Below are 18,572 nucleotides of genomic sequence, written 5' to 3' on the forward strand. Positions count from 1 at the left end.
CCTTCTCCTCATGTGTTGGTTTTGGAATATGAAACTGAGGGGATCTTCTGCACCCCCTACACGCGCAGGATGCGCTCGCCGCGCCCGATGCCGCTGGCACCGGTGCGGACGGTCTCGAGGATAGCGCTACGGTCGATCGCTTCCAGGAAAGCGTCGTTCTTGCCGTGGTCGCCGGTGAGTTCGATGGTGTAGCTCTTGTCCGTGACGTCGATGATGCGGCCGCGGAAGATCTCGGCCATGCGCATCATTTCCTCGCGCTCCTTGCCGACTGCGCGCACCTTCACCATCATGAGTTCGCGCTCCGTGTACGCGCCTTCGGTCAGGTCGACGACCTTCACCACTTCGATCAGCCGGTTCAGGTGCTTGGTGATCTGTTCGATCACGTCGTCCGAGCCGGCGGTGACGATGGTCATGCGCGAGAGGCTCGCGTCCTCGGTCGGCGCGACAGTCAGCGATTCGATGTTGTAGCCGCGGGCCGAGAACAGGCCCACCACGCGGGAAAGAGCACCCGGCTCGTTTTCCAGCAGCACTGCAATGATGTGTTTCATGTTTGCGTGACTCCTCTTTTCGCCGCCCTCCCCCGTGCACGGTAATGCGCGGGCTCGGCGGGCAATAGATTCGTCAGTAAAGAGTGATTGAAGCGAATGCGCCGAGGATCGCTCAGAGATCTTCGGAACCCAGCAGCATCTCGGTGATGCCCATGCCGGCCTTGACCATCGGAAACACGTTCTCGGTGGGGTCGGTGCGGAAATCCATGAACACCGTGCGATCCTTGAGCTTGCGCGCTTCGCGCAGCGCCGGCTCCACGTCTTGTGGACGCTCGATCAGCATGCCGACGTGGCCATAGGCCTCGGCCAGCTTCACGAAGTTGGGCAGCGCATCCATGTAGCTGTGGCTGTAGCGGCCGGAGTATTCGATCTCCTGCCACTGGCGCACCATGCCCAGGTAGCGGTTGTTGAGCGAGCAGATCTTGATCGGCGTGTTGTATTGCAGGCAGGTGGAGAGTTCCTGGATGCACATCTGCACCGAGCCTTCGCCGGTGATGGTGAACACTTCCGAATCGGGCTTCGCGAGCTTGATGCCCATGGCGTACGGAATGCCAACGCCCATGGTGCCCAGGCCGCCCGAGTTGATCCAGCGGCGCGGCTCGTCGAAACGGTAGTACTGCGCAGCCCACATCTGGTGCTGGCCCACGTCCGACGTGATGTACGCGTCGGCGTCCTTGGTCATGTTCCAGAGGGTTTCGACCACGTACTGCGGCTTGATCACGTCCTTGTTGCCGCGGTCGTACTTGAGGCAGTCGCGCGAGCGCCAGTCCTCGATGGTCTTCCACCAGTCGGCCAGCGCGCCGGCGTCAGGCTTGGTGGTGCTCTCGCGGATCATCGAGATCAGTTCGGCGAGCACGTCCTTCACGTCGCCGACGATCGGGATGTCGACCTTCACGCGCTTGGAGATGCTCGACGGATCGATGTCGATGTGGATGATCTTGCGTTCGTTCTGCGCGAAGTGCTTGGGGTTGCCGATCACGCGGTCGTCGAAGCGCGCGCCCACGGCCAGCAGCACGTCGCAGTTCTGCATCGCGTTGTTGGCTTCGATGGTGCCGTGCATGCCCAGCATGCCCAGGAACTTGCGGTCGCTCGCCGGATAGGCGCCCAGGCCCATCAGCGTGTTGGTGACCGGGTAGCCGAGCATGTCGACCAGCGTGCGCAGTTCGTTGCAGGCGTTGCCGAGCAGCACGCCGCCGCCCGTGTAGATGTACGGGCGCTTGGCGTTCAGCAGCAGCTGCAGCGCCTTGCGGATCTGGCCGCCGTGGCCCTTGCGCACCGGGTTGTACGAGCGCATCTCGACCTTGTCGGGGTAGCCTGCGTAAGGCGTCTTCTTGAAGGAGACGTCCTTGGGCACGTCCACCACCACCGGCCCGGGACGGCCGCTGCGTGCGATGTGGAAGGCCTTTTTCATCGTCATGGCCAGATCCTTCGGATCCTTGACGAGGAAGTTGTGCTTCACGATGGGGCGGGTGATGCCCACGGTGTCGCATTCCTGGAAGGCGTCCAGGCCGATGGCGGCGGTGGGTACCTGGCCCGAGATGATCACCATCGGGATCGAGTCCATGTACGCCGTGGCGATGCCGGTGACCGCATTGGTCAGGCCGGGGCCCGAGGTGACCAGCGCCACGCCCACTTCGCCGGTGGCGCGCGCATAGCCGTCGGCCGCGTGGACGGCGGCCTGCTCGTGGCGTACCAGCACGTGCTGGATGGTGTCCTGCTTGTAGAACGCGTCGTAGATGTACAGAACCGCGCCGCCCGGGTAGCCCCAGACGTACTGGACGCCTTCGGCCTGCAGTGCCTTGACCAGCACTTCAGCGCCCATGAGTTCTTGCGTTGGGTTGCCGGCGCCAGAGGACGCGGCTGCTGCGGAAGCGAGTTCCGCCTTCGAGATTTCCATGATCAACCTTTGGAGTTTTTTCGGGAACGAAAAACCTTGGGTGCCCCTTGCCAGCCCTTGTGGGGCCGCGCCAGGACTTGAGGCCAAAGCCATGAGCGGACTGATGTTCCGCCGGACCGTGACCCGTTTGCCTTTTGACTTGCAGCGCGGATTATGACATTGATGAGCTTGCCGCCGCGCAAAAATCCCCATGAAAAGGCACGGGGGCATAATCCGCGGCAGAAAAACATAAGCGCTTCCCGATACCCCCATTCCCCATGCGGCGCCCGCGGCGCCCCCTCTCGCTTGGCCACTGAACAAGAACTTTCCGACTTTCTGAAGAGCGTCGAACGGCGCGCTTTCAAGCGCTCGGTCTACCACGTGCGGGACGAGGAAGCGGCGCTCGACATCGTGCAGGACAGCATGATGAAGCTGGCGCAGCACTACGGCGACAAGCCGCCGGAAGAGCTGCCGATGCTGTTCCAGCGCATTCTTTCGAATTGCACGCTCGACTGGTTCCGCCGGCAGAAAACCCGCCGCGCCCTGTTCTCCAACCTCGGCGACTTCGAGTCTGCCGGCGACGACGGAGATTTCGACCTGCTGGAGAACTTCGTCTCGCCAACCGACTCCAGAGAAACGGAGAGTGCCGAGGACACGACCCGCCGCGCCCAGGTCTTCCACGAGATCGAAGAACAGATAGCAGCTTTGCCCGGTCGTCAACGCGAGGCTTTCCTGATGCGTTACTGGGAAGAAATGGATGTGGCGGAGACGGCCGCTGCAATGGGCTGCTCCGAAGGCAGCGTCAAAACCCATTGTTCGCGGGCCGTGCACGCCCTGAGCAAGGCGCTTAAAGCCAAGGGAATTTCGCTATGAACACTAAGGTTCCAACCTCTTCTTTTGCTGCCGAGGATCAATTCGGCCGGCGCGTCGCTGCGCGGCTGTCCAACGGCAGCCAGGAGCTGCCGCACGACATCGGCGAGCGGCTGCGGGTGGCGCGCGCGCAAGCCGTCGCAATGCGCAAGCAGGCGCCCCAGTTGCGGGCTGCTTCGGTGGTCATGCAGTCGGGGCATGTGGCAACGATGGGCGGCGGCTGGTGGACCCGCATCGGTTCGGTGGTGCCGCTGATCGCGCTGGTTGCAGGGCTGATCACCATCAGCGTGCTGCAGGACGAAAACCGTGCCAGCGAACTGGCGGAAGTCGATTCCGCCCTGCTGACGGACGATCTCCCTCCCGCCGCCTACACCGACCCCGGCTTCGCCCAGTTCCTCAAGTCCGATGGCGCTTCCGACTGAGTTCCGTTGAACGAATGCGACGTCCTTCCGTTTCCCGCACCGATATGTCCCGCCCGCCGCGCCCGCCAACGTCGGGCGCAGTCATTTGGGCGGGCGCGCTCGCTGCTGCGTTGTTCGGCCTGACGCTCGCCGGCGCCCAACCCCGTTCCGAGCCGCCGCTCAAATCGGCCGGCGGTACTGCGCAGGCGGCAACGGCCTCGCCTTCCTCGGCTTCGAAGACCGCTCCAGCGACCAAGCCGTACTGGAGCGAACTCACCGCCGAGCAGCAGCAGGCACTGCGGCCGCTCGCGTCGCATTGGCACGCCCTGAACCCGGGGCACAAGCGCAAGTGGCTGGCGCTGTCACGCAACTACGCGAACATGTCGGCCGATGACCAAACCATCCTGCACAGCCGAATGATCGAATGGGCAGCCCTGAGCAATCAGCAGCGGGCCCAGGCGCGCCTCAACTTTGCAGAGGTGAAGCGCGTCCCTGCCGACGAACGCAAGGCCAAGTGGGAGCAGTACCAGGCCTTGAGCGAGGAAGAAAGGCGCCGGCTGGCGGAGCGCGCCCCCGCCAAGCCGCGCGGTGCCGCCATTCCGGTGCGTCCAGTTCCTGCCCAGAAACTCGTGACAGTGCCTGCCGTAACGCCTGCGGGGCAGCACACGCCGCGCATCATGCTGGCCCCACCTGTCGCTCCCGCGCCAGCCACGGCGCCTGCCGCCATCATGGTGGCGTCGCCGCCGGAACGTGTCCCGTCCGTCGTGTCCACGCCCTCCCCGTCCGGCACATCCGCCGCCACGTCGCAGCCGACTCCGGCCGAGGCGCAGGTACCCATGCCATCGGCTGCCGCCCAGGTTTCGCCGCCATCGTCCGCTTCCAATCCTGCAGGCCGTGGCGCCGAGCAGTCCTCGCCCCCCTGATTCCCAAGGTTTCGATGGCTCCAAATTCTTCCGAATTCTCGGAATCGAATCCCTCCTCATCGCTCGCAGAGACTTCCCCCAGCGCTCCTCTTCCGATAGTGCCCGGCCTGTGGCGGCGCATGGCATGCTGGCTGTATGAGGGCATGCTGCTGTTCGCGGTGGTGTTCGTTGCAGGCTGGCTGTTCAGCACGCTCGGCCAGATGCGGGACGCCATGGATTCCCGCCGGCACCTGCTCCAGGCCTTCCTGTTCGTGGTGTTCGGCGTCTATTTCGTCTGGTTCTGGACCCGGGGACAGACGCTGGCCATGAAAACCTGGAACATCCGCATCGTCGATGCGCACGGGCGGCCCCTCACCCAGCCCCGCGCCTTGGCGCGCTACCTGCTCAGCTGGATCTGGTTCCTGCCGCCGCTGGCCGCCATCGCACCTTTCAAGCTTTCGGGCGGAGAATCCACGGTGCTGATCTTCGGATGGGTCGCCGTCTGGGCATTGCTGGCGCGCTTTCACCCCGAGCGCCAGTTCTGGCACGACGCCTGGGCCGGTACGCGGCTCATAACCTCCAAGCCGATGAGCCGCCGATGAGTGCCCTGCCCAAGCTTCCCGATCCCGCCGTGAACCCGCAAAAGGCCCGCAAGGGCCTGGATCGCGTGTGGCATGCCACCCTGATCTCGCTGCACGGCCTTCGGGCGGGCTGGAGCGAGCCGGCCTTCCGCCAGGAAGCCGTCATGGCCATCGTGATGATTCCGGCGGCCTTCTGGCTCGGCCGCAGCTGGGTCGAAGTGGCCCTGCTCGCCGGCAGCGCCATCCTCGTGATGATCGTCGAGCTGCTCAACACCGCGGTGGAAGCCGCCATCGATCGCATCGGCCCCGAATGGCACGACCTCTCCAAGCGCGCCAAGGACATGGGCAGCGCCGCCGTGCTGCTGTCGCTCACCCTGTGCGGGGGCATCTGGCTGGCGGCGCTGTGGCAGCGCTTCGCGTCATGAAGACGCCCGCCGCACGAGGCATGATGGCGGCATGAATCCTGAATTTTCGATCTGTGTGTATTGCGGCTCGCGACCTGGCGAGCGGGCCGAGTTTTCCAGGGCCGCGGAAGCGGTTGGCCAGTGGATCGGCCAGCACCGCGGCCAGCTGGTCTACGGTGGCGGACGCACCGGCCTGATGGGCACGGTGGCCGAAGCCACCCGCAACGCCGGCGGCCGCGTGGTCGGCATCATTCCCAAGGCGCTGGTCGACCGGGAACTGGCCAATCCCCTGTGCGACGAACTCCACGTGGTCGACACCATGCACGAACGCAAGGCCATGATGGGCGAGCGCGCCGACGCCTTCGTCGCGCTGCCGGGCGGCATCGGCACCTTCGAGGAATTGTTCGAGATCTGGACCTGGCGCCAGCTCGGCTACCACGACAAGCCCACCGGCATTCTGAACACCGCCGGCTACTACGACGGCCTGCTGGGCTTCCTGGCGCACAGCGTGCGAGAGGGCTTCATGGGCGATTGGCAGATGAACCTGATCCGCACCGGCACCAACCCCACCGAATTGCTCACGGCGCTGCGCGCCGAAGTACCCCTGCACCCCCGAGACGACCGCCTGGCCGAAAACCTGTAGCGCGCAGCCTGGGGGCGAGCCAGTTAAACAGCGTTCTCGTTTTCCTCGCCGGTGCGGATGCGCACGATGCGCTCCACGCCGGTGACGAAGATCTTTCCGTCGCCGATCTTGCCGGTGCGTGCGGAATTGACGATGGCTTCGATGCAGCGCTCCACGTCGCCTTCGTTGACGACCACTTCCACCTTCATCTTCGGCAGGAAGTCGACCACGTATTCCGCACCACGGTAGAGCTCGGTGTGCCCCTTCTGGCGCCCGAAGCCCTTGACCTCGGTCACTGTGAGGCCGGTAACGCCCACTTCAGCCAGGGCTTCGCGTACGTCCTCGAGCTTGAAGGGTTTGACGATGGCGGTGATCTGCTTCATGGTTTTTGCGCTCCGGCGGTTTCGTTGAACTTGCTGGTGATAGGGTAACGCCAATCCTTGCCGAAGCTTCGGTGGGTCACCCGAATGCCCACAGGCGCCTGGCGCCGTTTGTATTCATTGATCTTGATGAGCCGCGCAACACGCTCGACCACCGCACGCTCGTAGCCGGCCGCGATGATCTCGTCGATGCCCTCGTCGTCCTGCATGTAGCGTGCCAGGATGCCGTCGAGGACGTCGTAGGGCGGCAGGCTGTCCTGATCGGTCTGGTCGGGCCGCAGTTCGGCGCTCGGGGGCCGCGTGATGATGCGCTCGGGAATCGGCGAGGCACCAGTACCGTACGGGTCATGGGCATTGCGCCAGCGCGCCAGCGCGAACACGGTGGTCTTCAGCAGGTCCTTGATGACCGCGAAGCCGCCCGCCATGTCGCCGTAGAGCGTGCAGTAGCCGGTGGCCATCTCGCTCTTGTTGCCGGTGGTGAGAACGATCGAACCGAACTTGTTCGACAGCGCCATCAGCAGCGTGCCGCGGATGCGCGCCTGGATGTTCTCCTCGGCCGTGTCCTCGGGGAGGCCCTTGAACTCCTCTATCAGCGCTCCCTTGAACGATTCGAAGGTGTGCTTGATCGAGATCTCGTCGTAGCGGACGCCCAGGCGGGTGGCCATTTCGCGCGCATCGATCCAGCTGATGTCGGCGGTGTAAGGCGAAGGCATCATGACCGCACGCACCTTGTCCTTGCCGAGTGCATCGACCGCAATGGCAAGCACCAATGCGGAGTCGATGCCGCCCGAGAGCCCCAGGATGGCACCCGGAAAGCCGTTCTTGCCGATGTAGTCCCGCACGCCCAGTACCAGTGCATCCCAAAGCTGGGCTTCCGCTTCGCGCGGCGCCGCGATGGCCGAAGGCGCCGCCACCACACCCACGCCCTGCGGCGAGCGCTCCAGCTGCATGAAGACCAGGCTCTCCTTGAAACTCTCGGCCTGCATCGCCAGTGCGCCGTCGGCCTGCAGCGCAAAGGACGCGCCGTCGAAGACCACTTCGTCCTGCCCGCCCACCAGGTGCGCATAGATCAGCGGCAGTCCGACAGCGCGGGCGCGGTCGGCCATCCGCGCCACGCGTTCCCCTTCCTTGCCGACGTGATACGGCGAGGCGTTGATCACGGCCAGCACCTCGGCGCCCGCCGCGCGAGCCAGTTCGGCCGGCTCGTCGAACCAGGCGTCTTCGCAGATCAGCACGCCCACCGAGACGCCGCCGGCCTCGAACACGCAGGTGCCCTGCCCCGGCGTGAAGTAACGGCGCTCGTCGAACACCTGGTAGTTGGGCAGTTCGCGCTTGGCGTAGGTCTCGAGGATGCGGCCTTCCTTGATCACGCTGGCGGCGTTGTAGCGCATCTGCACCGCCACCGAGCGGCTGCGCAGGCTGCCGCCCGTCGGATGCCCCACCACCACGACCATGTCTTTGAGATCGGCCAGCGCGGCGGCAATGCCTTTCACGGCATCATCGCAGTCTTCGGTGAAGGCGGGACGCAGGAAAAGATCTTCTGCCGCATAGCCGGCAATCGAGAGTTCGGGCGTCAGCAGAAGACGCGCGCCCTCAGCGTGGGCCTGGCGCGCGGCGTCGACGATTTTTCTTGCGTTGCCGGCGAGGTCGCCCACCACGAAATTGAGTTGCGCAATGGCGAGCTTGAGCGTCATACAGAAGGAAGAAAAAGGCTTGAACGATTATGTCATTCGGGTGCTGGCGTCACTGTCGGACCTGAACCCGAAAGCATGGAACGCGCTGCTCTTGGCCGAAGCGGAGCCGTCGCCATTCATGCGCTACGAATACCTCGCGGCGCTGCACGACAGCGGCAGCGCCTCGCCCGAGAGCGGATGGACGCCGCAATTCATCACCCTGTGGCGCGGCAACGAGTTGCGGGGGGCCTGCCCGGCGTACATCAAGACGCACTCCTACGGCGAATACGTCTTCGACTGGGCCTGGGCCAATGCCTACGAACAGCACGGGCTCGCCTACTATCCCAAGGCGGTGGTGGCGGTGCCGTTCACGCCGGTGCCCGGCGCACGCTTGCTGGCCCGCGATGCGCAAAGCCGCACGCTGCTGGTGCAGGCGCTGGTGGCCTGGTGCAAGAAGGAAGATCTTTCGTCGCTGCACCTGCTGTTCGGCGCAGACGCGGACATCGCCGCATGCACCGAAGCGGGTCTGATGCTGCGCAACACGGTGCAATTCCACTGGACGAATGCCGCCCCCGAGCACCTAGGCGGGGCGACCGGATACGCGGACTTCGAGGCCTTTCTCGCCAGCCTGTCGCACGACAAGCGCAAGAAGATCCGCCAGGAGCGCCGCAAGGTGGCCGAGGCCGGTGTGACTTTTCGCTGGTCGCGCGGCGCCGGCATCGCCCGACCGGACTGGGATTTCTTCTACCGCTGCTATGCGCGCACCTATCGCGAGCATGGCAATCCGCCCTACCTTTCGCGCGATTTCTTCCAGCGCATGGCCGACACCCTGCCAGAAGCCTGGCTGCTGTTCATTGCCGAGCGCGGAGGAAAGCCCATTGCAGCGAGCCTGATCGCGCTGTCCACGCACGCAGACGGTCCGCTGGTGGCTTACGGCCGCTACTGGGGCGCCGTGGAGCGCGTCGACTGCCTGCATTTCGAGGCCTGCTACTACCAGCCGCTGGCTTGGTGCATCGCGCACGGCGCCAGGCGCTTCGAGGGCGGCGCGCAGGGCGAACACAAGATGGCGCGCGCGCTGATGCCGGTGAAGACCACCAGCGCCCACTGGCTGGCGCACCCCGCGTTCGCCGACGCAGTCGAGCGCTTTCTCGAGCGCGAGGGCGAAGGCATCGAAAACTACATGGACCACCTGGGCGAGCGCAGCCCGTTCAAGGCCGGCTGAGCGGCCGGCCGCGCGCCCCGCGGAGCCGATTACTTCTTGTAGGCAGCGATGCCGTCGACGACTTCCTTCTTGGCCGCGTCGATGCCTTCCCAGCCCAGCACCTTGACCCACTTGCCGGCTTCCAGGTCCTTGTAGTGCTCGAAGAAGTGGCTGATGGCCTTCAAGCGCATCGGGTTCACGTCGTCCACCGACTTCCAGTGGCTGTAGATCGGCAATACCTTGTCGGTGGGCACGGCCAGCACCTTGCCGTCGACGCCGGCTTCGTCTTCCATCATCAGGATGCCGAGCGGGCGGCACGGCACCACGACGCCGGGCAGCAACGGATATGGCGCGATCACCAGCACGTCGACCGGGTCGCCGTCGCCAGAGAGGGTTTGCGGCACGTAGCCGTAGTTGGCCGGGTAGTACATCGCGGTCGTCATGAAGCGGTCCACGAAGATCGCGCCCGATTCCTTGTCGACTTCGTACTTGATCGGGTCGGCGTTCATCGGGATTTCGATCACGACATTGAAGGCGTCGGGAACGTTCTTGCCGGGGGAGACTTTGTCGAAGGACATGACGTTTTACGAGTAGTTGAAAAGTATGAGGGGAGATGGGGACAAACCCGGAGTTTACTTTCCGTGTCGCGGCCCGGTCGCACACGCTCTCGTTTTTGCCTGTAAATTCTGGCCGTTGGCCAATCGGCTCCGCACTTCGGTGCAGCGAGCTTCGAGGAAGCAACGCGACGGAAAACCTGGGTCCCGTACGCGTTGCGCGCAGGACCCATGCTGTCCGTCTCCACAAGTCACAACGAACGAATGGAGAAGCAAAGCATGATCGGCAACACCCCCCTGATACTCGCCATCGTCTGCGGCCTCGTGGCCGTGGGCTACGGTTTCTGGGCTCGAAGTTGGATTCTTGCCAAGGACCCCGGCAATGCGCGGATGCAGGAGATCGCGGCGGCCGTCCAGGCCGGCGCATCGGCCTACCTCGCCAAGCAGTACACCACCATCGCGGTGGTCGGCCTGGTCCTGGCCATTCTCATCGGCATCTTTCTCGATGCGACCACGGCCGTCGGCTTCGTGGTGGGCGCGGTGCTTTCGGGCGCCTGCGGCTTCATCGGCATGAACGTGTCGGTGCGCGCCAACGTGCGCACCGCGCAGGCGGCCACGCAAGGCATCGGCCCGGCGCTCGACGTCGCGTTCCGCGGCGGCGCCATCACGGGCATGCTGGTGGTGGGACTGGGCCTGCTGGGCGTCTCGGTCTTCTATTGGTTCCTGGCGGGCAACGGCAATCTCACGCCGGACCGCAGCCTCTCGGCCATCCTCAATCCGCTGATCGGCTTTGCCTTTGGGTCCTCGCTGATCTCGATCTTCGCGCGGCTGGGCGGCGGCATCTTCACCAAGGGCGCAGACGTGGGCGCCGACCTGGTGGGCAAGGTCGAAGCGGGCATTCCCGAAGACGATCCGCGCAACCCGGCCGTCATTGCGGACAACGTGGGCGACAACGTCGGCGATTGCGCGGGCATGGCGGCCGACCTGTTCGAGACCTATGCCGTCACGCTGATCGCCACCATGGTGCTGGGCGCGCTGATGGTCACGGCGGCGCCGCTCAATGCGGTGCTCTATCCGCTGGCGCTGGGCGGCGTGTCGATCATCGCCTCGATCATCGGCTGCTTCTTCGTCAAGGCCTCGCCGGGCATGGTGAACGTGATGCCGGCGCTCTACAAGGGCCTGGCGGTGGCGGGCATCCTGTCGCTGATCGCGTTCTGGTTCGTCACGGCCTGGCTGATTCCCGACAACGCCATTGCCGCGAGCGGCAGCCAACTCAAGCTGTTCGGCGCCTGCTTCGTGGGCCTGGCGCTCACGGCCGCGCTGGTGTGGGTGACCGAGTACTACACCGGCACGCAGTACAAGCCGGTGCAGCACATCGCGCAGGCTTCCACCACGGGCCACGGCACCAACATCATCGCGGGCCTGGGCGTCTCGATGCGTTCGACGGCATGGCCGGTGATCTTCGTCTGCATCGCGATCATGGCCTCGTACACGCTCGCGGGCCTGTTCGGCATTGCGGTGGCTGCAACCGCCATGCTCAGCATGGCGGGCATCGTGGTGGCGCTCGACGCCTACGGCCCGATCACCGACAACGCCGGCGGCATCGCCGAAATGAGCGAGATGCCCGCCAGCGTGCGCGACATCACCGACCCGCTCGACGCCGTCGGCAACACCACCAAGGCCGTGACCAAGGGCTACGCCATCGGCTCGGCCGGCCTCGCCTCGCTGGTGCTCTTTGCCGACTACACCCACAAACTGGAGAGCTTCGGGCTGAACATCAGCTTCAACCTGAGCGACCCGATGGTGATCGTCGGCCTCTTCATCGGCGGCCTGATCCCCTACCTGTTCGGCGCCATGGCGATGGAAGCCGTGGGCCGGGCGGCCGGCGCGGTGGTCGAGGAGGTGCGCAGGCAGTTCCGCGAGATCCCCGGCATCATGGAAGGCACCGGCAAGCCCGAGTACGGCAAGGCCGTGAGCATGCTGACCGGCGCGGCCATCAAGGAAATGATGATTCCCTCGCTGCTGCCGGTGGTGGTACCGATCGTCGTCGGCCTTGTGCTCGGACCGAAGGCGCTGGGTGGCCTGCTGATGGGCACCATCGTGACCGGCCTGTTCGTCGCGATCAGCATGTGCACGGGCGGCGGCGCATGGGACAACGCCAAGAAGTACATCGAGGACGGCCACCACGGCGGCAAGGGCTCCGAGGCGCACAAGGCCGCCGTCACCGGCGACACCGTGGGCGACCCCTACAAGGACACGGCCGGCCCGGCGGTGAATCCGCTGATCAAGATCATCAACATCGTGGCGCTGCTGATCGTTCCGCTGGTGGTCAAATTCCACGGCGGCGATGCGGCGGCGGCTGTGCCGCACAAGGTCGAGACGCCCCCGGCCGCGACCGCACCGGCCGCCTCCTCGGCTCCGGCATCGGGGCAGGCACCCGCATCCGCGACGCCGGAGGCAGCGGTGGCCTCAGGCGCCGTGACGATCGCCGAAGCCGCGGCCGTGAAGGTCGAGAACGGCGTGGTGAAGCTCTATTTCGAGAGCGGCAAGGCCGAGGTCGCGCCCAACGCCAAGGAAGCGTTGGCCGACGTCGTCAAGGCCGTGCAGAGCGGCGGCATCCTGCTCGTGAGCGGCTACCACGATGCGAGCGGCGATGCTGCCAAGAACGCCGAACTCGCCAAGCAGCGCGCCATTGCCGTTGGCGATGCGCTCAAGGCCGCCGGCGCGCCCGCGGACAAGATCGAGCTTGCCAAGCCCGAACAGACCCAGGCGGACGGCCCTGCGGGCGAAGCCCGGCGCGTCGAGGTGAAAGTGAAGAGCTGATGCCCACCGCGGAACGACTCGAGGCCTTCATCGCCGCCGTGGAAAGCGGCGCGCACGCCCAAGCCATCGAAAACTATTACGCCGAGGGCGCGAGCATGCGGGAGAACCAAGCCGAGCCCCGGCGCGGCCGCAGCACGCTGGTTGCCCGCGAGCAGGCCACGCTGGACCGCACGGCCTCGGTGGTTTCGACCTGCGTGCGGCCGGTGTTCGTGAACGGCGACCACGTGGTGATCCGCTGGGTCTTCGATTTCCGCTTCAAGGATGGCAAGGCCATGCGCATGGAAGAGCTCGCCTGGCAACGCTGGGAGGGCGACCGCATCGCCCAGGAAGAGTTCTTCTACGATCCGGCGCAAGCCAAACCGGCCTGAGCAGCCGCTCGGTTCGAAGCCGTCCTGCGCCTGGGCGCGGCAGCCGAGACGGGTGCCGCCGCCTGTTAGTAGAAGCTGGCCCGGTGCGTGGGAGGGCTGATGGCCGCCCGCTGCTCGGGGCGCATGGTCAGGTCGTGCAGGGTATCGAAGTCCGAAGGGGCATCCGGAACGCGCATCACGACTTCCGGTTCATTCAGCGAAGCAACCCACAGGCCGGCGGCCGACTCGGCGGGTTCGTCGTTGGCGAAGGTGCCATCGCGAATGTAGAGGGTTTCGCCGTCGGGCCGTTCGGCGTGCAATTCGATCAGGCGCGAAATCGAAAAGTTGTAGGTGACCAGCTTTTCACGCGTCGTGCGGTCTTTGCCGCCGCAATTGAACGAGCCTTCTGCCGCAATGACGATGCAGGAGCCCTCCACGCCATCGTCGACCTGGCTTCCCGTGCGCCAGATGGCATTCGGAAGGCGCACGCGCACCTTGTCGATCACCAGATCGCGCTGCTTGTTGAGGCTGCCCAGCGGCGGAACCAGCGAACGCAGCTGGCGCAGGCGCTCCGCAAAAATGTTGTCCATGAGGAATTCCACATGGTGGGTTGCACTTCCGGAAGAACGCTTGACCACCTGCATGACCACATGACGCGACTTGTTCATTGCAGGTTCCTTCCGCAGATCGCCCGGCACTGGGCGTCATTGCATATATACGAAATCATTTGCCGTCGGCTACGAATTAGAACTTTTGACTAATGCAATAAATGCATCAATTGTGTCTAACTGTATATCGATTGCGGCGGATTTGGAAAGAAAATCTGCAATGCGCGCCCGGGCATTGTCGCCAAGGCGTCGCCCGGCCCTGCCAAGCCGGCGAATCCCGGTTTATTCAAGCGATTCGTCGAGTGCCTTGCACGAGGGTGCGCAAACGGTCTGCGACTTGCCCAGCACCTGGCGGGTGCGCAATTGCGACCGTACGCGGTGCTTTCCGCACATGAAGCAGGACATGGTTGCCCCGCTGAACGACGCCGAGGCGCGGAACGGCGAGCCCGGCGCTTTCGACTTGTAACGCAGGCCATCGGCCACAACGGCGGTCTTGACCTCAGCTTTGGCCATCGGCTTTGTCCTTTTTCGGTTCAGTGTTGCGCATGGCGCGTGCAATGGCTTCTCTGGCGCTGACTTCGGCTGCAAGCGCCGTGTCTAGCGTCGAGCGGCAGAGGCCGGCATGTTGGTAATTGAGGTTTTCATAGACCTCGGCGGCGGCAGGATAGGCGTCGAGCAGACGACCCAGGTCGGCGCCCGGTTCAACGTCGTTGAATTCGTGCACCAAGTGTTCTACCACCGAGCGGTATTGTTCGGCGCCTACGGGAACGGCGCTGTGCTCAAGCCGCTCCAGCAGTTGAGCCAGCACGTGGGTCACTGCCAGATCGGTCTTGGGAGACGGATTGTGGGTCGTGTTCATGGATTGCATCTGGGGGCAGCATACGCTTATGCAAGTGGCTGCTACGGCGTGGGGGTCGATGGCGCCGAGGTTGGCGCCACCACGGGTGGTTAAAGCAACATTTCGGGAACGAGAGGCGCAATGATCAGGTTGTGCAGCCGCTGAAAGAAGCTCGATTCCGGCTCCGACGTCAGGATGACCTCATTCTCACCGTCGTTCGTGAGCCACTGCAGCGTGCCGGTGTCCTTGGCGATGCGCAGGCGGTACGAGTTCTGCAGCTTGCTGATGTTGATGACCCGCAGCATCTCGCGCGCCAGCTGGGGGCTGTCGACCACCACGCCCATCTCGGTGTTCTGGCTCGCCGAGCGCGGATCGAGGTTCATCGAGCCAATGAAGATGCGCGTCTTGTCGATGGCCGCGGTCTTGGAGTGCAGCCGCCCCAGCGATTTGCCGAACATGCCGAAGCGCTCGCCCGCGGTGGTGCGCTGCGGGCTCAGCTCGTACAGGTCGGCGCCGCTTCTGAGCAGCCGCTCGCGGTAGCGCGCATAGCCGGTGTGCACCAGCGGTTCGTCGTTGGCCGCCAGCGAGTTGGTCAGCAGGGTGAGCTTGACCTTGCGCCTGGCCAAGTCTTCGAATGCCGCCATGCCGCGCTCGCCCGGCACCAGGTAGGGAGAGGTCAGGTCGACCTCGAACTTGGCGTCCATCAGCAGCGTCCAGACCTTCATCGTCACGCTGGTGGCAATGGCCTCGTCCTCGGTCATCGTGGTCGGCTTGGTGGGCGGATCGGCAATGGCGCGGGCCTCGCCCCACAGCAGCCCCATGCGGCCGCCATCGAGCTCTTCGGCGATCGGCCCGTAGCCCAGCACGTCGGACGGCGGAAGCAGGATCTTCGGCGGCGGCGCCGCCATGCCGATCCAGGCGTCGAAGTCGGCGACCGTGGGCGTGCGGCCGTTCTCGCCGCGCACGATGTCGGCAATCGGCCAGACCTGCACGCTGTTCCAGTAGGCATCGAAGATCGACTCCAGCTGCGGCAGCACCTTGCCCACCACCAGTGCGTCCATGTCGATGAAGTTCTGCGCCTCGCTCAGCACGAAATACTCGTCGGCGATGTTGCGGCCGCCCACCACCGCCATGACCCCGTCCGCGACGAACAGCTTGTTGTGCATGCGGTGGTTGAGCCGCCCTATTTCGTGCGGCGACGCCATGAAGCGCGACAGGAAGCCGTTGCGCCCGCAGCAGAACGGATTGAACAGCCGCACAGCCACGTTGGGCGTATCCGAAAGCGCCAGCAGCAGTTGCTGGCTTTTGACGGTGTAGAGGTCGTCCACCAACAGCCGCACCTGCACCCCGCGCGCGGCGGCCTCGCGCAGCGCGCGCATCAGGAGGCGTCCGGTGGCGTCGTTCTCGAACTGGTAGTACTGGACCGCCAGCGAACGCTGGGCGCGCTGCGCAAGCTGGACGCGCGCGTCCAGCGAATACACGCCGAGCGGCATGAGGCGAAAGCCGGAGTGCTCGCCGGGCGGCGTCGAGGCTGCCGCGATCTTTGCCAGCGTGGTGGATGGGTCGGCCGCGGCGGCATTCACGGCCGCCCGCTCACGCGCCGGCGGCAGCGAGCCGCATGCCGCCAGCGCCATGGCCATGGCGCTGGCCAGGCAAATTCGCAGAAGTTGAGTCCAGGGGTTCATGATGGATCGCTGCTCGCAGCCCTTTTGGTTTCTTGGCCCCCTGCCATGGATGCGCCCGCCGGTTTGGTTTCATCTGGGTCGCATCGAAAGTTGCTCACCCTCCTAGAATTCGTTTCACACCTGCTAGGAGTTACACCATGGCAAGACCGATCCTCTCACGCATCGCATTGATGACGGTCGCAGCCGGGCTGGCACTCCCCGCCTGGGCCGCCCTGGACATCGGCGACCCGGCACCCAAATTCATTGCCACTGCCGCGCTGGGCGGCAAGACCTTCCGCTATTCGCTGGCCGACGCGCTGGCCAAGGGGCCGGTGGTGTTGTACTTCTTTCCGGCGGCCGACTCCAGCGACTGTTCGATCGAAGCGCATGCCTTTGCCGAAGCCGTCGACCAGTTCGCGGCGCTCGGCGCCACTGTCATCGGGGTTTCGGCCGACGACATCGACACGCTCTCGAAGTTTTCGGTCAAGTCCTGCCAGAGCCGTTTTCCCGTGGCCTCGGACGAATCCAAGTCCGTGATCAACGGCTTCGACGCCCTGATGCAGACCCGGCCGGACTTCGCCAATCGTCTTTCGTATGTGATTGCGCCGAACGGCAAGGTGGCCTACTACTACCAGAACCTCAATCCGGACAAGCATGTGGAGCGCATGCTCAACGCGGTTCGGGCGCTGCCGCGGCCGGCTTCGCCCAGGTAGCAGGTGCAAAATCCCGCCCCATGCAACTCAACTTCATCGCCAACGCCGACGTCCCGTCATCCTCCGGCCGCACCCTGCAGGTGCTCGATCCTTCCGACGGCCAGCCTTTCGACGAAATCCAGCGTAGCAATGCCGCCGACATCGATTCCGCCGTGCGAGCGGCGCGCGATTGCTTCGAGGGTGTCTGGCACAAGGTGAGCGCGGCCGACCGCAGCCGCCTGCTCTACAAGCTCTCGCAGAAGGTTGCCGAGCACATCGACGAACTCGCCCTCATCGAGCAGCGCGACTGCGGCAAGCCGGTGAAGCAGGCCCGCGCCGACGCGCTGGCGCTGGTGCGCTATTTCGAGTTCTATGCCGGCGCCTGCGACAAGCTGCACGGCGAGACCATTCCCTACCAGGACGGCTACAGCGTCTTCACCTGGCGCGAGCCGCACGGCGTCACAGGCCACGTCATTCCGTGGAACTACCCGATGCAGATCTTCGGGCGCAGCGTGGGCGGCGCGCTGGCCGCCGGCAACGTGTGCGTGGTGAAGCCGGCCGAGGACGCCTGCCTCTCGCTGATCCGCGTGGCGCAGCTGGCGGCTGAAGTCGGCTTTCCGGCCGGCGCGCTCAATATCGTGACGGGCTACGGCCATGAAGTGGGCGACGCGCTTGCGCGGCATGAGGGCATCGACCACATCAGCTTCACCGGCAGCCCGAAGATCGGCACGCTGATCCAGCAGGTGGCGGCCGAGCGGCATTGCCCGGTCACGCTCGAACTCGGCGGCAAGAGCCCGCAGATCATCTTCGCCGACGCCGACCTCGACGCGGCCATCCCGGTGATCATCAACGCCATCGTGCAGAACGCCGGCCAGACTTGCTCGGCCGGCTCGCGCGTGCTGATCCAGCGCGGCATCTACGAGCCGCTGCTCGAACGCCTGGGCCATGCCTTCGAGGCCCTGCGGGTCGGCCCCGCCGCCATGGACCTGGACGTCGGCCCGCTGATCCGCCAGACGCAGCAGCAGCGCGTGTGGGATTTCCTGAGCGACGCCCAGGTGGCGGGCATCCCGATGGTGGCCCACGGCATCGTGGTCGACGAGGCGCCCGAAACCGGCTTCTACCAGGCCCCCACCCTGCTGCGCGACGTGCCGGTGAACCACCGCCTGGCGCAGGAAGAGGTGTTCGGCCCGGTGCTCGCCGCGATGCAGTTCGCCGACGAGGACGAAGCGGTAGCGCTCGCCAATGCCACGCAGTTCGGCCTCGTGGCCGGCGTGTGGACGGCCGACGGCGCGCGGCAGTTCCGCATGGCCAAGCGGGTGCGCAGCGGCCAGGTGTTCATCAACAACTACGGCGCCGGCGGCGGCGTGGAACTGCCGTTCGGCGGCGTCAAGTCGTCGGGCTACGGCCGCGAAAAGGGTTTTGAAGCGCTCTACGGCTTCACCACGCTCAAGACCGTCGCCATCAAGCACGGCTGAGGCTGCATCGAGGTGGACGGGGCGCGCTGCGTCTGGCGGCCGGTGTGACTGGCGGCCTTTCGGAGTAGCCTTTTCCGGGTCGGTCCATATCCGATGGAGTAAATTGGCCCTTG

At 65.2% G+C, this 18,572-nt stretch carries 20 protein-coding genes; 11 read left to right on the plus strand and 9 right to left on the minus strand.

The window, feature by feature from the left end:
* Nucleotides 1-56: 56 nt before the first annotated feature.
* Nucleotides 57-548 (minus strand): acetolactate synthase small subunit, encoded by a 492-nt coding sequence (gene ilvN, locus QFZ47_RS27135; RefSeq protein WP_012747479.1) that lies wholly within the window; start codon nt 546-548, stop codon nt 57-59.
* A gap of 112 nt (nt 549-660) precedes the next feature.
* Nucleotides 661-2,445 (minus strand): acetolactate synthase 3 catalytic subunit, encoded by a 1,785-nt coding sequence (locus QFZ47_RS27140; protein ID WP_307658581.1) that lies wholly within the window; start codon nt 2,443-2,445, stop codon nt 661-663.
* 285 nt (nt 2,446-2,730) lie between these two features.
* Here QFZ47_RS27140 and QFZ47_RS27145 point away from each other — a divergent pair, with 285 nt between their 5' ends.
* The 6 genes from QFZ47_RS27145 to QFZ47_RS27170 all read left to right on the plus strand — a co-directional run bounded on the left by QFZ47_RS27145 (nt 2,731) and on the right by QFZ47_RS27170 (nt 6,225).
* Nucleotides 2,731-3,297: an RNA polymerase sigma factor gene (locus tag QFZ47_RS27145; RefSeq protein WP_047783529.1), complete on the plus strand. Its 567-nt coding sequence runs from the start codon at nt 2,731-2,733 to the stop codon at nt 3,295-3,297.
* The gene (locus QFZ47_RS27150; protein ID WP_307658582.1) at nt 3,294-3,716 is read left to right on the plus strand and encodes a DUF3619 family protein; all 423 of its coding nucleotides are present in this window, start codon (nt 3,294-3,296) and stop codon (nt 3,714-3,716) included. Before QFZ47_RS27145 ends, QFZ47_RS27150 begins: the two co-directional genes overlap by 4 nt.
* Before the next feature lie 14 nt (nt 3,717-3,730).
* Complete coding sequence (locus QFZ47_RS27155) at nt 3,731-4,618, plus strand: DUF3106 domain-containing protein (RefSeq protein ID WP_307658583.1); 888 nt, start codon at nt 3,731-3,733, stop codon at nt 4,616-4,618.
* A gap of 119 nt (nt 4,619-4,737) precedes the next feature.
* The gene (locus tag QFZ47_RS27160; protein WP_370880620.1) at nt 4,738-5,199 is read left to right on the plus strand and encodes an RDD family protein; all 462 of its coding nucleotides are present in this window, start codon (nt 4,738-4,740) and stop codon (nt 5,197-5,199) included.
* Nucleotides 5,196-5,603 carry a diacylglycerol kinase gene (locus QFZ47_RS27165; protein WP_307658585.1) on the plus strand — a complete coding sequence of 136 codons (408 nt, stop codon included), beginning with the start codon at nt 5,196-5,198 and terminating at the stop codon, nt 5,601-5,603. The genes QFZ47_RS27160 and QFZ47_RS27165 overlap by 4 nt, the downstream gene beginning before the upstream one ends.
* 31 nt (nt 5,604-5,634) lie before the next feature.
* Nucleotides 5,635-6,225, plus strand: a complete 591-nt coding sequence (locus tag QFZ47_RS27170; RefSeq protein WP_307658586.1) for an LOG family protein — start codon at nt 5,635-5,637, stop codon at nt 6,223-6,225.
* A 23-nt stretch (nt 6,226-6,248) separates the two neighbouring features.
* On the opposite strand, the gene QFZ47_RS27175 is transcribed toward QFZ47_RS27170, so the two are convergent.
* Nucleotides 6,249-6,587: a P-II family nitrogen regulator gene (locus QFZ47_RS27175; protein WP_012747471.1), complete on the minus strand. Its 339-nt coding sequence runs from the start codon at nt 6,585-6,587 to the stop codon at nt 6,249-6,251.
* Nucleotides 6,584-8,278, minus strand: coding sequence for an NAD+ synthase (locus QFZ47_RS27180; RefSeq protein WP_307658587.1), 1,695 nt, complete (start codon nt 8,276-8,278; stop codon nt 6,584-6,586). Before QFZ47_RS27180 ends, QFZ47_RS27175 begins: the two co-directional genes overlap by 4 nt.
* A 19-nt stretch (nt 8,279-8,297) precedes the next feature.
* Between QFZ47_RS27180 and QFZ47_RS27185 the strand changes: the two genes are divergently transcribed.
* Nucleotides 8,298-9,479: a GNAT family N-acetyltransferase gene (locus tag QFZ47_RS27185; protein WP_307658588.1), complete on the plus strand. Its 1,182-nt coding sequence runs from the start codon at nt 8,298-8,300 to the stop codon at nt 9,477-9,479.
* 29 nt (nt 9,480-9,508) lie between these two features.
* Here QFZ47_RS27185 and ppa read toward each other — a convergent pair whose 3' ends face one another.
* Nucleotides 9,509-10,036, minus strand: coding sequence for an inorganic diphosphatase (gene ppa / locus QFZ47_RS27190; protein ID WP_042576736.1), 528 nt, complete (start codon nt 10,034-10,036; stop codon nt 9,509-9,511).
* Between the two features lie 255 nt (nt 10,037-10,291).
* Between ppa and QFZ47_RS27195 the strand changes: the two genes are divergently transcribed.
* Nucleotides 10,292-12,835 (plus strand): sodium-translocating pyrophosphatase, encoded by a 2,544-nt coding sequence (locus QFZ47_RS27195; protein ID WP_307658589.1) that lies wholly within the window; start codon nt 10,292-10,294, stop codon nt 12,833-12,835.
* A complete protein-coding gene (locus QFZ47_RS27200; protein WP_307658590.1) occupies nt 12,835-13,203 on the plus strand; it encodes a nuclear transport factor 2 family protein in 369 nt (122 codons plus the stop codon). The genes QFZ47_RS27195 and QFZ47_RS27200 overlap by 1 nt, the downstream gene beginning before the upstream one ends.
* A 65-nt stretch (nt 13,204-13,268) precedes the next feature.
* On the opposite strand, the gene QFZ47_RS27205 is transcribed toward QFZ47_RS27200, so the two are convergent.
* From QFZ47_RS27205 to QFZ47_RS27220, 4 genes are all read right to left on the minus strand, one after another.
* Nucleotides 13,269-13,880: a hypothetical protein gene (locus tag QFZ47_RS27205; RefSeq protein WP_307658591.1), complete on the minus strand. Its 612-nt coding sequence runs from the start codon at nt 13,878-13,880 to the stop codon at nt 13,269-13,271.
* Between the two features lie 192 nt (nt 13,881-14,072).
* Nucleotides 14,073-14,303, minus strand: a complete 231-nt coding sequence (locus QFZ47_RS27210; RefSeq protein WP_012747462.1) for a hypothetical protein — start codon at nt 14,301-14,303, stop codon at nt 14,073-14,075.
* On the minus strand, nt 14,290-14,658 hold the full coding sequence (locus QFZ47_RS27215; protein WP_307658592.1) for a hypothetical protein: 369 nt from the start codon (nt 14,656-14,658) through the stop codon (nt 14,290-14,292). The genes QFZ47_RS27210 and QFZ47_RS27215 overlap by 14 nt, the downstream gene beginning before the upstream one ends.
* Before the next feature lie 80 nt (nt 14,659-14,738).
* Entirely contained in the window at nt 14,739-16,313 is a 1,575-nt protein-coding gene (locus QFZ47_RS27220) for a phospholipase D family protein (RefSeq protein ID WP_307658593.1), read from the minus strand.
* A 137-nt stretch (nt 16,314-16,450) separates the two neighbouring features.
* Between QFZ47_RS27220 and QFZ47_RS27225 the strand changes: the two genes are divergently transcribed.
* Both QFZ47_RS27225 and QFZ47_RS27230 read left to right on the plus strand, forming a co-directional pair.
* Nucleotides 16,451-17,005, plus strand: coding sequence for a peroxiredoxin (locus QFZ47_RS27225; RefSeq protein ID WP_307658594.1), 555 nt, complete (start codon nt 16,451-16,453; stop codon nt 17,003-17,005).
* Between the two features lie 20 nt (nt 17,006-17,025).
* Nucleotides 17,026-18,459 (plus strand): aldehyde dehydrogenase family protein, encoded by a 1,434-nt coding sequence (locus QFZ47_RS27230; RefSeq protein WP_307658595.1) that lies wholly within the window; start codon nt 17,026-17,028, stop codon nt 18,457-18,459.
* The last annotated feature ends 113 nt before the right edge of the window (nt 18,460-18,572 follow it).

Source organism: Variovorax paradoxus (genome assembly GCF_030815975.1).
Classification (GTDB): Bacteria; Pseudomonadota; Gammaproteobacteria; order Burkholderiales; family Burkholderiaceae_C; genus Variovorax; species Variovorax paradoxus_N.

What these genes read in the sequence shown, in the direction of transcription:
- ilvN (WP_012747479.1), bottom strand. Translation starts at nt 548, where the DNA reads ATGAAACACATCATTGCAGTGCTGCTGGAAAACGAGCCGGGTGCTCTT.
- QFZ47_RS27140 (WP_307658581.1), bottom strand. Translation starts at nt 2,445, where the DNA reads ATGGAAATCTCGAAGGCGGAACTCGCTTCCGCAGCAGCCGCGTCCTCT.
- QFZ47_RS27150 (WP_307658582.1), top strand. Translation starts at nt 3,294, where the DNA reads ATGAACACTAAGGTTCCAACCTCTTCTTTTGCTGCCGAGGATCAATTC.
- QFZ47_RS27155 (WP_307658583.1), top strand. Translation starts at nt 3,731, where the DNA reads ATGCGACGTCCTTCCGTTTCCCGCACCGATATGTCCCGCCCGCCGCGC.
- QFZ47_RS27160 (WP_370880620.1), top strand. Translation starts at nt 4,738, where the DNA reads ATGGCATGCTGGCTGTATGAGGGCATGCTGCTGTTCGCGGTGGTGTTC.
- QFZ47_RS27165 (WP_307658585.1), top strand. Translation starts at nt 5,196, where the DNA reads ATGAGTGCCCTGCCCAAGCTTCCCGATCCCGCCGTGAACCCGCAAAAG.
- QFZ47_RS27170 (WP_307658586.1), top strand. Translation starts at nt 5,635, where the DNA reads ATGAATCCTGAATTTTCGATCTGTGTGTATTGCGGCTCGCGACCTGGC.
- QFZ47_RS27175 (WP_012747471.1), bottom strand. Translation starts at nt 6,587, where the DNA reads ATGAAGCAGATCACCGCCATCGTCAAACCCTTCAAGCTCGAGGACGTA.
- QFZ47_RS27180 (WP_307658587.1), bottom strand. Translation starts at nt 8,278, where the DNA reads ATGACGCTCAAGCTCGCCATTGCGCAACTCAATTTCGTGGTGGGCGAC.
- ppa (WP_042576736.1), bottom strand. Translation starts at nt 10,036, where the DNA reads ATGTCCTTCGACAAAGTCTCCCCCGGCAAGAACGTTCCCGACGCCTTC.
- QFZ47_RS27195 (WP_307658589.1), top strand. Translation starts at nt 10,292, where the DNA reads ATGATCGGCAACACCCCCCTGATACTCGCCATCGTCTGCGGCCTCGTG.
- QFZ47_RS27200 (WP_307658590.1), top strand. Translation starts at nt 12,835, where the DNA reads ATGCCCACCGCGGAACGACTCGAGGCCTTCATCGCCGCCGTGGAAAGC.
- QFZ47_RS27210 (WP_012747462.1), bottom strand. Translation starts at nt 14,303, where the DNA reads ATGGCCAAAGCTGAGGTCAAGACCGCCGTTGTGGCCGATGGCCTGCGT.
- QFZ47_RS27215 (WP_307658592.1), bottom strand. Translation starts at nt 14,658, where the DNA reads ATGCAATCCATGAACACGACCCACAATCCGTCTCCCAAGACCGATCTG.
- QFZ47_RS27220 (WP_307658593.1), bottom strand. Translation starts at nt 16,313, where the DNA reads ATGAACCCCTGGACTCAACTTCTGCGAATTTGCCTGGCCAGCGCCATG.
- QFZ47_RS27225 (WP_307658594.1), top strand. Translation starts at nt 16,451, where the DNA reads ATGGCAAGACCGATCCTCTCACGCATCGCATTGATGACGGTCGCAGCC.
- QFZ47_RS27230 (WP_307658595.1), top strand. Translation starts at nt 17,026, where the DNA reads ATGCAACTCAACTTCATCGCCAACGCCGACGTCCCGTCATCCTCCGGC.